Consider the following 11,842-nt stretch of genomic DNA (forward strand, 5'->3'; position numbering starts at 1 on the left):
GGCCCACTGCGGCCTGATGCCTTCACTCCAGCCCTCTTCCACAGGGAGAGGGCGCATCTGAATCACATCCGAACGTAAGCCAACGTAAAGATCCCCCTGATTCCGCCCCTCTTCGCTTCATTTTCAACCACTCATACTCTATCCTGAGCGTTATTACCACTGGGTCCTGGAAGACAAAGATGAAACGGACAAAAACGATCAATCACGCGTCGTTCCGCAAGAGCTGGAACGCACGTCACCTCACCCCTGTTGCGCTGGCGGTCACGGCTGTCTTTATGCTGGCAGGCTGTGAGAAAAATGACGAAACGGTTTCGCTGTATCAAAACGCGGACGACTGCTCTGCCGCAACCGGCAAAGCCGCCGAATGTAAAACGGCTTACACCAGCGCGCTGAAAGAAGCGGAACGTACCGCGCCGAAATATGCCTCACGCGAAGACTGCGTGGCGGAGTTTGGTGAAGGTCAGTGCCAGCAGGCACCGGCTCAGGCAAGCACCGCACCTGAAAATCAGGCGCAGGCGCAGTCCAGCGGCAGCTTCTGGATGCCACTGATGGCAGGCTACATGATGGGCCGCCTTATGGGCGGTGGTGCAGGCTACCAGCAGCAGCCGCTGTTTAGCTCGAAAAACCCGGCCAGCCCGGCTTACGGTCAATATACCGATGCCAGCGGCAAAGGCTACGGCGCAGCGACCCCTGGCCGCACCGTGACCGTACCGAAAACGGCGATGGCGCCGAAGCCTGCGACCACCAGCACCATCACCCGTGGCGGGTTCGGTGAGTCTGTGGCGAAGCAGACCAGCATGCAGCGCAGCGCGACAGGCACCTCATCTACTCGCTCTATGGGCGGCTGATCATGGAACGAGTCAGTATCACCGAGCGCCCGGACTGGCGCGAAAAAGCCACCGAGTACGGTTTTAACTTCCACACCATGTACGGCGAGCCGTACTGGTGTGAAGACGCCTATTACAAGCTCACGCTGGCCCAGGTTGAGAAGCTGGAAGAGGTAACGGCCGAGCTGCATCAGATGTGCCTGAAGGTGGTTGAAAAAGTCATCGACAGCGACGAGCTGATGGCAAAGTTCCGCATTCCAAAGCACACCTGGAGCTTTGTCCGCCAGTCGTGGAAAACGAATCAGCCTTCGCTTTACTCTCGCCTGGATCTGGCGTGGGACGGCAAAGGTGAACCGAAGCTGCTGGAAAACAACGCCGATACCCCAACGTCCCTGTACGAAGCGGCGTTCTTTCAGTGGATTTGGCTGGAAGACCAGGCCAATGCCGGAAACCTGCCGGAAGGCAGCGACCAGTTCAACAGCCTGCAGGAAAAGCTGATCGAGCGCTTCGCCGAGCTGCGCGAGCAGTTTGGCTTCAACCTGCTGCATCTCGCCTGCTGCCGCGACACGGAAGAAGACCGTGGCACGGTTCAGTATCTGCAGGATTGCGCCGCTGAAGCGGAGGTGGCGACCGAGTTCCTCTATATTGAGGATATTGGCCTGGGTGAAAAAGGTCAGTTCACGGACATGCAGGACCAGGTGATCAGCAACCTGTTCAAGCTCTACCCGTGGGAATACATGCTGCGCGAGATGTTCTCCACCAAGCTGGAAGATGCTGGCGTGCGCTGGCTTGAGCCGGCATGGAAGAGCATTATCTCCAACAAAGCCCTGCTGCCGATGCTCTGGGATATGTTCCCGAATCATCCGAACCTGCTGCCGGCGTACTTTGCAGAAGATGATTACCCGCAAATGGAGAAGTACGTCGTTAAGCCGATCTTCTCCCGCGAAGGCGCGAACGTGTCGATTATCGAAAACGGCAAGACGCTGGAAGCGGTTGAAGGCCCGTACGGCGAAGAAGGGATGATCGTCCAGGAGTTCTATCAACTTCCAAAATTTGGCGACAGCTATACGCTGATTGGCAGCTGGCTCATCAACGATCAACCTGCCGGAATTGGCATTCGCGAAGATCGCGCGCTGATCACGCAGGATCTGTCGCGGTTCTATCCGCACATTTTCGTGGAGTAAGACTGCGGCCTGATGCCCTCTCCTACAGGGAGAGGGTGGAAAGACTAAAAACGGCAACCTGACGTTGCCGTTTTGCTTTTATTATCCCACCTGCACCGATAGCATACTCAAACTGCCCATCTCAATACCGTCGACCGGGATCGTAACCGGCTCCTGACCATCCCACGCGCCAAGTACGTACAGCAGCGGCAGGAAGTGCTCCGGGGTCGGGTTAGAAAGCGAACCGCCCTCATGATCCAGATAGTTCACCAGCGGATGCGCCTCAGCCGGCCCCTGCCAGGTCAGGTTCGCTTTAACATAGTCGTTAAAGGCGGTCGCCCACGGGTAGGGCGTATTCTCACCGTGCCAGCGTGCGGTACGCAGGTTATGCACCACGTTGCCGCTCGCCACCAGCATGATGCCTTCATCACGCAGGGTCGCCAGCTTGCGGCCCATCTCCAGATGCCAGGCGGCCGGTTTGGTGCTGTCGATGCTCAACTGCACCATCGGAATATCCGCATCAGGATACATTTTAATAAGCACGCCCCAGGAGCCGTGGTCAAAGCCCCAGGCCTCTTTATCCAGCGTCACAGGGACAGGCGCCAGCAAATCCACCAGCCTTTGTGCCAGCTCGGGCGAGCCGGGGGCCGGATAATGCGTGTCGTAAAGCGCCTGCGGGAAGCCGCCAAAATCATGAATGGTTTTTGGCGCTTCCATGGCGGTCACGCCCGTCCCACGGGTAAACCAGTGCGCAGATACCACCACGATCGCTTTCGGACGCGGTAGCGTCTCGCCCAGATGACGCCAGGCGCGGGTATAGACGTTGTCTTCCAGAACGTTCATAGGACTACCGTGGCCTAAAAACAGGGCTGGCATACGTGAAGAAGTCATGGTGATATCCTTACGAAAGGTGTCAATTAAATGGTGCTACATTACGCGCAATCCGGCAAAGATGAACGCAGATAAGCGTGAAGATCATCATCAGGAAATTTGAATGTAAGGAATGTGTAAAGCCGGGTTTTCCCCCTCGCTTTGCCAGAAATGAATCATCTATATTAATGAGAATCATTATCATAAGGAGCAATGCATGTCAGTCCCTCTGATCCTGACCATACTGGCGGGCGCCGCGACCTTCATCGGTGCGCTTCTCGGCGTGCTCGGCCAAAAGCCCTCTAACCGCGTGCTGGCCTTCTCACTGGGCTTTGCTGCCGGGATCATGTTGCTCATCTCCCTGATGGAAATGCTCCCTGCCGCGCTGGGCACGGAAGGCATGTCTCCGCTGCTGGGCTACGGCATGTTTGTCTTTGGCCTACTGGGATACTTTGCCCTCGATCGAATGCTGCCGCACGCCCATCCGCAGGATTTAATGCAAAAAAACGTGACGCCCATGCCGCGCAATATCAAGCGTACCGCCGTGCTGTTAACGCTTGGCATCAGTCTGCATAACTTCCCGGAAGGGGTCGCCACCTACGTGACGGCCAGCAGCAATCTTGAGATGGGCTTTGGCATCGCGCTGGCGGTCGCCTTACACAATATTCCTGAAGGACTGGCCGTCGCTGGGCCCGTGTATGCCGCAACGGGATCGAAACGCACCGCTGTGTTCTGGGCGGGTATTTCCGGGATGGCCGAAATCCTTGGCGGCGTACTGGCCTGGCTGATCCTTGGTAGCCTGGTCTCTCCGGTAGTGATGGCAGCGATTATGGCAGCGGTAGCCGGGATCATGGTTGCGCTTTCGGTGGATGAACTGATGCCGCTGGCGAAGGAGATCGATCCTAACAACAACCCCAGCTATGGCGTGCTGTGCGGAATGTCGGTGATGGGATTAAGTCTGGTTCTGCTGCAGACCGCAGGAATCGGGTAAAAAAACGCCGGGACATCCCGGCGTTTTTATTATCAGCTGGCTTTGCGCTCGTGCGCCTGGCGATACTCGACCAGATCTTCAATCGTTACCACCGGCATGTTGTGCAGACGGGCAAAGGTGATGCACTCCGGCGCGCGCGCCATGGTGCCGTCATCGTTGGTCAGTTCACACAGCACACCGGCAGGTTTGAAGCCGGCCAGCGTCACCAGGTCGATCGTCGCTTCGGTGTGACCGCCGCGGGTCAACACGCCGCCCGCCTGCGCGCGCAGCGGGAAGACGTGGCCTGGACGATGCAGATCGGATGGCTTCGCATCATCAGCAATGGCGGCACGTACGGTAGTCAGACGGTCAGCCGCAGACACACCGGTGGTCACGCCATGCGCCGCTTCAATGGTCACGGTAAAACCGGTACCAAAAGCGCTGGTGTTGTTTTCGACCATCATCGGCAGTTCGAGCTGCTTACGACGATCTTCAGTAATACACAGGCATACGATGCCGCTGCCGTGGCGGATGGTCAGCGCCATCTGTTCAACGGTCATGTTTTCGGCGGCGAAAATCATATCGCCTTCGTTTTCACGGTTTTCATCGTCAAGCACCATCACACCGCGGCCTTCGCGCAGTGCATCCAGTGCATGTTCAACACGTTGAGTTGAAGTGCCAAAAGAGGAAAGTAGCGTCTGATTCATGGTAAAAAAACCTCATTAACATTATGGTTACCAGAATCAGGGCAGTCTTAGGAGCGCCGTATAAGCGGCAAAAAGATAACGTGAGCGGGCCCATGCCCGACTTGATCGTTACTCTCTCCCATCCGGACTCTAACCGTCGGCCCCGGAATTACACCGGATCTGCTGACCTTTGAGTTTTCACCCAAAGCGCTCGCGGGCTTTCAGCGTCACGCTGATTTACCGCCGGTGGGGAATTTCGCCCCGCCCTGAGAATAAGCGAGATAACTATAACGCTATTGATTATCCTGGGCAATGCATAAGCATCAAACAATTTTGTTTACCCCGGGCATGACGCGCTACAATGGACACTAACACCTTTCCATCAAGGGAAACGACAATGATTGACCCGAAAAAAATTGAGCAGATCGCGCGTCAGGTTCATGAATCTATGCCAAAAGGCATTCGAGAATTTGGTGATGACGTAGAAAAGAAAATCCGCCAGACGCTGCAGGCGCAGTTGGTTCGCCTTGATTTAGTCAGCCGCGAAGAGTTCGACGTGCAGACCCAGGTTCTGCTGCGCACCCGCGAGAAGCTGGCGCTGCTGGAACAACGTCTGACCGAGCTGGAAAGCCGCAATGCGCCGGAAGAAGTGAAGCCAGCACCGGCCATTCCGCCGGTAGATGGCCAGGAGTAAGTGCGGCCTGATGCCCTCACCCCATCCCTCTCCCTGTGGTAGAGGGTGAAAAAAACGGGCCAAACGGCCCGTTTTTTTACTTACTGTCTTTCTGGATCTTCTTGATGATGTTGGTGGTTGAGCACCCGTCCTCAAAGTTGAGCACCATCACCTCGCCGCCGTTGGCCCAGACCTCTTCGCTGCCCGCGATTTGCTCCGGCTTATAATCGCCGCCTTTCACCAGCAGGTCCGGCAGAATGCCGGCAATCAGGCGCTGCGGGGTATCTTCTTCAAACGACACCACCCAGTCCACCGCTTCCAGCGCACCGAGCACAATCATACGCTGCTCGAGCGGGTTCACCGGACGCGTTTCACCCTTCAGGCGTTTCGTCGAGGCATCGCTGTTGACCGCCACAATCAGGCGATCGCCCAGCTTGCGCGCATTCGCCAGATACGAAACGTGGCCAGCGTGCAGAATGTCGAACACGCCGTTGGTCATCACCACTTTTTCACCACGCTTGCGCGCGGCGGCGACGGCTACCTTCAGCTCGTCTTCGGTCATGACGCCAAAACCAGTCTCCGCGCGACCACGCACCGCGTTTTCCAGCTCGATTGGCGAAACGGTTGAGGTCCCGAGTTTACCCACGACCACGCCCGCCGCGGCGTTAGCGAAGTAGCACGCCTCTTCCAGAGAATTACCCGCTGCCAGCGTCGCCGCCAGCACGCCGATCACCGTGTCACCGGCACCGGTCACGTCGTACACTTCCTGCGCCTGGGTTGGCATATGCAGCGGCGCTTTGCCCGGCTGCAGCAGCGTCATCCCCTGCTCGGAGCGGGTCACCAGAAGCGCAGATAATTCGAAGTCAGCAATGATCTTCATGCCGCGCTCAACCAGCTCTTCCTCGGTTTTGCATTTGCCCGCCACCGCTTCAAATTCGGAGAGGTTTGGCGTCAGCAGGGTTGCGCCGCGATAGCGCTCAAAATCGGTCCCTTTCGGGTCGATCAGCACCGGTACGTTGGCTTTACGCGCCAGCTGAATCATCGTCTGCACGCTCGCCAGCGCGCCTTTGGCGTAGTCGGACAGCACCAGCGCGCCGATATTGCCCAGCGCCTGGTTGATACGCTCGTGCAGCGGCTCGGGATCAACGCCTTCGAATCCTTCTTCAAAGTCGAGGCGGATCAGCTGCTGGTTGCGCGACAGCACGCGCAGTTTCGTAATCGTTGGGTGGGTCGGAACAGAAACGAAGTCGCACTTCACGTTCACGTCCGCCAGCGACTTGCTCAGCGCGCGCGCCGCATCGTCGATGCCGGTCAAGCCTACCAGACGCGACTGCGCGCCCAGAGAGGCAATGTTCATCGCCACGTTTGCCGCGCCGCCGGGACGCTCTTCAATGGTGTCGACCTTAACCACCGGTACCGGTGCTTCCGGAGAGATGCGGCTGGTCGGTCCATACCAGTAGCGATCCAGCATCACATCCCCAACAACCATAACTCCAGCACGTTCAAACTCTGGCAGTGTTACTTTCATTCCTGACTCCAGAAAGATTCACAATTTGCGCGCGATAATATCACACTTGATTTGTTACGCACGGTTCCACCAGCCACTTCTGCCAGCTGGCCGTTACCTGAGCGCGTTCTGCGACAAAACAGTCCAGCGCCACGTGCCCCGGCTGCTCCTGCAACGCCAGGTGATGAAGCTCGTCGCGCAGCGTCGTGTAGGCGCGGGTTAAAGCCTGCGCCTCCTGCTCGTCCATGATGTCGTTTTGCGCCAGCAGTTCCAGAATGCGCACGTTATCCGACCAACGCGTCAGCTTCGGCTTGTCGTGGGCGTGAAGCAGCACCAGATACTGGGTAATGAACTCAATATCGGTAATCCCGCCCTCGTCGGCTTTAATATCAAAGCGATCACGGTGTTTATTGCCCAAATGCGCGCGCATTTTTTCGCGCATCTCGCGCACTTCCGTTTGCAGCGTGCTGCCATCACGCACGGTAGTCATAACCTCCTTGCGGATGACGTCAAACTGCGTTTTGAGCTGAGGATCGCCATACACCACGCGAGCGCGCACCAGCGCCTGATGCTCCCACGTCCAGGCTTCGTTCTTCTGGTAATCGGCGAAGGATTCCGTTGAGGTCACCAGCATGCCCGCCGCGCCGGACGGACGCAGGCGCGCATCAACTTCATACAAAATGCCCGACGAGGTGCGGGTGCTGAACAGGTGCATGATGCGCTGCGCCAGGCGCAGGTAGAACTGGCGACCGTCAATCTCGCGCTCGCCGTCGGTCATCACGTCAACCGGGCAGTCGTGCAGGAAGATTAAATCCAGATCGGAGCTGTATCCCAGCTCCCAGCCGCCGAGCTTGCCGTAACCCACCACGGCAAACCCTCGCCCCTCACGATCAGCAAGGTGCTTCGGCTGGCCGTAGCGGGCCACCATCTGCACCCACGCCTGCTGCACTACCGCGTCGATGATCGCCTCCGCGAGCCAGGTTAAGTGATCGCTCACTTTCATCACCGGCAGCGTTCCGGCGATGTCCGCCGCCGCCACGCGCAGCATCTGAGCCTGCTTAAACTGGCGCAGCGCCTCCAGCTGCTGCTCTTCGTCTTCTTCCGGCACGCGCAGCAGATACTGACGCAGCTCGTCCCGGTAGGCATCCGTCGCCGTGGGTTGATACAGCGTATTCGGGTCGAGCAGTTCATCCAACAGCAGCGGATAGCGCGCCAGCTTGTTGGCCACCATCGGCGAGGCGGCGCAGAGCGTAATCAGATGCTTCAGCGCCCCCGGGAACTCGCTCAGAAGCTCCAGATACGTGGTGCGCGTAATAATCCCGCTCAGCAGCGGCATCATGCGCGACAGCGGCACCGGCGCGTCCGCCCGCGAGCAGACCTCGTTCAGCAGATGCGGCATCAGGTGATCCAGCACCTGACGACCGCGCGGGCCGATTGCCCGTTTGTTCAGTTCGAGACGGAAATCCGCGATCAGCGCCACCACGCGATGGCGGGCGTCGTCGGTTAAATGCGTCAGTACCGGCGTGGTGTCATCTTCCTGAAGCGCATCCTGCCACAGCTCGCGCCAGTGCTCGGAAAGCGCATCGTCCTGCGATTCACTTTCGTCATCACCAATCAGCTCGTTAAAGATGCGGCGCACGCCCGCCATGTGAGCGTCCAGCCGTTCGGTCAGCGTAGACCAGTCATCCACGCGCATCCCCCAGGCCAGGCGCGCCCGATTAAGGTCATCCCCCGGCAGGGTCTGGGTCTGTTCGTCGTTGATGCTTTGCAGCAGGTTTTCCAGACGTCGCAGGAAAAGATAGGCCTCGCGCAGGGTTTGCGCGTCGCCGTCCGGCAGCAGATGAAGCTGCTCGATGGCGCTCAGCGTCGGCAGCAGTGAACGGGACTGTAACGACGGCTCACGCCCGCCGCGAATAAGCTGGAAGACCTGAACGATAAATTCGATTTCGCGAATACCGCCCGCGCCGAGCTTGATGTTGTCCTTAAGCCCGCGACGGCGAACCTCACGGGCGATCATCCCTTTCATATTACGCAGGGACTGGATGACGCTGAAGTCGATATAGCGACGGAACACGAACGGGCGCAGCATGGCGCGCAGTTCGTTAGCGTAAGCGTCGTCGCTGTCGCCCATGATCCGCGCTTTAACCATCGCATAGCGCTCCCAGTCGCGCCCCTGCTCCTGGTAGTAATCCTCCAGCGCGGCAAAGCTCAGCACCAGCGGTCCACTGTCGCCAAACGGACGCAGGCGCATGTCCACGCGGTAAACAAAGCCGTCCTGCGTCGGCTGATCCAGCGCCTTAATCAGACGCTGACCGAGGCGGGTAAAGAACTGGGCGTTGTCCAGCTCGCGACGACCGCCGCGCGTGGAGCCGTTCTCGGGCCACGCGAAAATCAGGTCGATATCGGAGGAGAAGTTCAGTTCGCAGCCGCCCAGCTTGCCCATCCCCAGAATCAGCAGCGGCTGAGGAACCCCTTCCTCGCTGCACGGCGTGCCCCACTCTTTACAGCAGGCGGCATAGAGCCAGTCGCGCGCGGCGACAATCAGCGTTTGCGCCAGCTCGCTTAACTGCTGCAGCGTGCTCTCTTCGCTCACCAGCTCCAGCGCCTGAGCCCAGGCAATGCGCACCATCACCCGACGGCGGAACTGACGAAGGACGCGCATCAGCGTCGCTTCATCCGCTACGTCTTTGAGTGCGGCCTGCAGCCAGCCGGCATAGTGCCGACACTCGTCCGCCTGCGGCGGTGCGTTTTCAAGCTCCGCCAGCCAGTCCGGGTAGACGGCGATGCTTTCCTGCACAAAATCACTGAAGGCGAGCACGCTCTTCGCCTGCTCGCTTAACGATGACGCCGGTAATGACTCAGGCAGACGTTCGCAAACGTTCTGCCACTGCTGCTGTAACGCTGAAGAAAGCGGCATTATAGGGGTTCCTTGCCAGAGTTAACGTTTTCCGCTGTGCAGCCAGTACGGATCCTGCGAAATGGCCTCGTTACGGAAATGCTCTATCTCGATATGCTGACGGGTTTCGATGGCATGCTTCAGCCCCTGCCAGTTTTCCAGCCACGCCTGCGCCTTTGGACCATCGTAGGCACCGGAAAGGAGCAGCATGCTGTCGATGTTGCGCGAAAGACGGGGAAGCTGATCGCCATACTTATCGCCGAGCGGATACGCAAAGGTGCTCTTCAGTTCGGCGGCATGACGGGAAAGATGAATATCTGCGAAACGCTTAAAGTTTTCCGCAATTTTGGCCTCGGCTTTCGCATCCAGGAAGGCGCGCCAGCCGCGCGTCACCAGAAACTCGGTCAGCGCCAGTTTTGCCGAAGCGGCTTGCGGGCTGTAAATCGCCGTTTGCGCTGAGACGTCGGAGAGCATCAGCGTTTCGGTTTGCGTCAGCAGATCACGTAAGTGAGCGCTCGCTTTGCGAGGAACGATGCCGCCGAATAGCGTCAGGGTGTGGCGCACCAGGGCAATGGCCGCCAGCACGTGGGATTTCGCGTTTTTCACGTTTCGCGCCCACAGCTCTTCGTGGTACTGCCACTGAGAAAGCGCCAGCTCCAGCGCGGCTTCCAGACCCTGTTCAACGCTGGCTTTCGGCGCAACGTGCAAAATGGTCGTCTCTTTCAGCACGCGCGGCGCATTTCCGGCGGCCAGATGGTAACCCCGCGCGGCTTTGCTCAGGCTCCCCTGGCGTAATCCGGAATGGTTCACCAGCCTGCGCGCCAGCTTCAGAACGTCATTTGCGTCCCCTTCCAGCAGCTCAAGCTCCAGTTCGCAAATCGGTTCCTGGAATTCCCCTGCCTTCACCTCACCCAGATCGAGGGCGATTTCGATGCGGCTGTTGCCTTCCGTCACCAGCCATTTCTCGCGCCAGAAATCTGTGCTGAACAGCGGCTGTACCTGTTCCGCCAGCGCGGAAGGCAGCTCGCCTTCCGGCCAGACTTCCGCCGGGAAACGTTCCAGCTCAAGTTCTGGCTTACTGATGTCGATATTGTATTCCGGGCGCTGATGTAAACCGCCGACCACGCGGCCGGCAATTTTCATCGTCATCTCGTAGCGCCCGCTCGCGCCACGGATGCGCAGCCCCATATCGTGGCGGCGCAGCCAGTTGTCTGGCGTTTCGTAATAGATATTAAGTAGTTGTACCGGTGCATGGTGTTCGCCGGAAAGCGTATGCAGATGCTGGCGGAGTGCGTCAACGCTGCCTTTTTCGACGATAAATTTTAATTCGATTTCCTGAGCCATAGCCTTGTACTTTTGCGGGCGTCACAGACGCGTCAATGAGGGCGAACTTCCTCGCCATTTGTTTGTCAGTACATAGTATTTTGCGTCAAATTGCCATGCAATGAGCAATTTGTCGGGCGTAAATGTGTAGAGTCGTGACACAGATGATTCTGATTGCTGACGAATGCTTTGCGTAGAGACACTGTTGCCACTACTATCGTTCCACTATTTATGAAAATAACGACTAATGATGCTTAAATTACGCCTGATTGGACTTACTTTACTCGCTTTTAGCGCCGCAACCGCAGTGCACGCTGAAGAAAAGCGTTACGTTTCTGACGAACTGAACACCTGGGTACGCAGTGGCCCCGGAGATAATTACCGCCTCGTGGGCACGGTGAATGCCGGCGAGGAAGTCACCCTGTTACAGACCAACGCGGACACCAATTACGGTCAGGTTCGCGACAGTACCGGTCGTACTTCTTGGATCCCGCTGAAAGAGCTCAGCACCGTGCCAAGCCTGCGCACGCGCGTTCCCGATCTGGAAAACCAGGTAAAGACCCTGACCGACAAGCTGAACAACATCGACGGCACCTGGAACCAGCGCACCGCTGAAATGCAGCAGAAAGTAGCGCAAAGCGACGGTGTGATTAACGGTCTGAAAGAAGAGAACCAGAAACTGAAAAACGAGCTGATTGTCGCGCAGAAGAAAGTGAATGCCGCCAATCTGCAGCTCGACGATAAACAGCGCACCATCATCATGCAGTGGTTTATGTATGGCGGCGGCGTGCTGGGCGTCGGTCTGGTGCTGGGCCTGGTTCTGCCGCACCTGATCCCAAGCCGTAAGCGTAAAGACCGCTGGATGAACTAATTCGTCTTCTCTGCCAGACTTACGTATCATTCTGGAAAAGAGAAAACGGGAGAGTT

The 11,842-nt window shown here is 57.9% G+C and carries 10 protein-coding genes and 1 riboswitch; of the genes, 5 read left to right on the top strand and 5 right to left on the bottom strand.

Annotation, left to right across the window (positions count from 1 at the left end; genetic code table 11):
* The first annotated feature begins 179 nt into the window (after positions 1 to 179).
* Entirely contained in the window at positions 180 to 848 is a 669-nt protein-coding gene (locus KGP22_RS19165) for a DUF1190 family protein (protein ID WP_223580518.1), read from the top strand.
* 2 nt (positions 849 to 850) lie between these two features.
* Positions 851 to 2,011 carry a glutathionylspermidine synthase family protein gene (locus tag KGP22_RS19170; protein WP_223580520.1) on the top strand — a complete coding sequence of 387 codons (1,161 nt, stop codon included), beginning with the start codon at positions 851 to 853 and terminating at the stop codon, positions 2,009 to 2,011.
* A gap of 81 nt (positions 2,012 to 2,092) precedes the next feature.
* On the opposite strand, the gene ygiD is transcribed toward KGP22_RS19170, so the two are convergent.
* Complete coding sequence (gene ygiD, locus KGP22_RS19175) at positions 2,093 to 2,881, bottom strand: 4,5-DOPA dioxygenase extradiol (RefSeq protein ID WP_115876291.1); 789 nt, start codon at positions 2,879 to 2,881, stop codon at positions 2,093 to 2,095.
* 196 nt (positions 2,882 to 3,077) lie between these two features.
* Here ygiD and zupT point away from each other — a divergent pair, with 196 nt between their 5' ends.
* Entirely contained in the window at positions 3,078 to 3,851 is a 774-nt protein-coding gene (zupT, locus tag KGP22_RS19180) for a zinc transporter ZupT (protein WP_033146665.1), read from the top strand.
* A 32-nt stretch (positions 3,852 to 3,883) separates the two neighbouring features.
* Here zupT and ribB read toward each other — a convergent pair whose 3' ends face one another.
* Entirely contained in the window at positions 3,884 to 4,537 is a 654-nt protein-coding gene (gene ribB / locus KGP22_RS19185) for a 3,4-dihydroxy-2-butanone-4-phosphate synthase (protein WP_028017147.1), read from the bottom strand.
* Positions 4,538 to 4,643: 106 nt separating this feature from the next.
* Positions 4,644 to 4,794: riboswitch (FMN riboswitch) on the bottom strand.
* 119 nt (positions 4,795 to 4,913) lie between these two features.
* Between ribB and ubiK the strand changes: the two genes are divergently transcribed.
* Positions 4,914 to 5,210, top strand: coding sequence for a ubiquinone biosynthesis accessory factor UbiK (gene ubiK, locus KGP22_RS19190; RefSeq protein WP_223580522.1), 297 nt, complete (start codon positions 4,914 to 4,916; stop codon positions 5,208 to 5,210).
* Positions 5,211 to 5,286: 76 nt separating this feature from the next.
* Here the strand turns inward: ubiK and hldE are convergent, their stop codons facing one another.
* Genes hldE through KGP22_RS19205 form a run of 3 tightly spaced genes read right to left on the bottom strand, consistent with a single transcriptional unit; the run spans position 5,287 to position 10,936 of the window.
* A complete protein-coding gene (gene hldE / locus KGP22_RS19195) occupies positions 5,287 to 6,717 on the bottom strand; it encodes a bifunctional D-glycero-beta-D-manno-heptose-7-phosphate kinase/D-glycero-beta-D-manno-heptose 1-phosphate adenylyltransferase HldE (RefSeq protein WP_223580524.1) in 1,431 nt (476 codons plus the stop codon).
* A gap of 40 nt (positions 6,718 to 6,757) precedes the next feature.
* The gene (glnE, locus tag KGP22_RS19200; RefSeq protein ID WP_223580526.1) at positions 6,758 to 9,613 is read right to left on the bottom strand and encodes a bifunctional [glutamate--ammonia ligase]-adenylyl-L-tyrosine phosphorylase/[glutamate--ammonia-ligase] adenylyltransferase; all 2,856 of its coding nucleotides are present in this window, start codon (positions 9,611 to 9,613) and stop codon (positions 6,758 to 6,760) included.
* A 21-nt stretch (positions 9,614 to 9,634) separates the two neighbouring features.
* The gene (locus tag KGP22_RS19205) at positions 9,635 to 10,936 is read right to left on the bottom strand and encodes an inorganic triphosphatase (protein ID WP_223580528.1); all 1,302 of its coding nucleotides are present in this window, start codon (positions 10,934 to 10,936) and stop codon (positions 9,635 to 9,637) included.
* 229 nt (positions 10,937 to 11,165) lie between these two features.
* Here KGP22_RS19205 and KGP22_RS19210 point away from each other — a divergent pair, with 229 nt between their 5' ends.
* On the top strand, positions 11,166 to 11,786 hold the full coding sequence (locus KGP22_RS19210) for a TIGR04211 family SH3 domain-containing protein (RefSeq protein WP_024906484.1): 621 nt from the start codon (positions 11,166 to 11,168) through the stop codon (positions 11,784 to 11,786).
* The last annotated feature ends 56 nt before the right edge of the window (positions 11,787 to 11,842 follow it).

The organism is Enterobacter sp. JBIWA005, from assembly GCF_019968805.1.
Classification (GTDB): domain Bacteria; phylum Pseudomonadota; class Gammaproteobacteria; order Enterobacterales; family Enterobacteriaceae; genus Enterobacter; species Enterobacter vonholyi.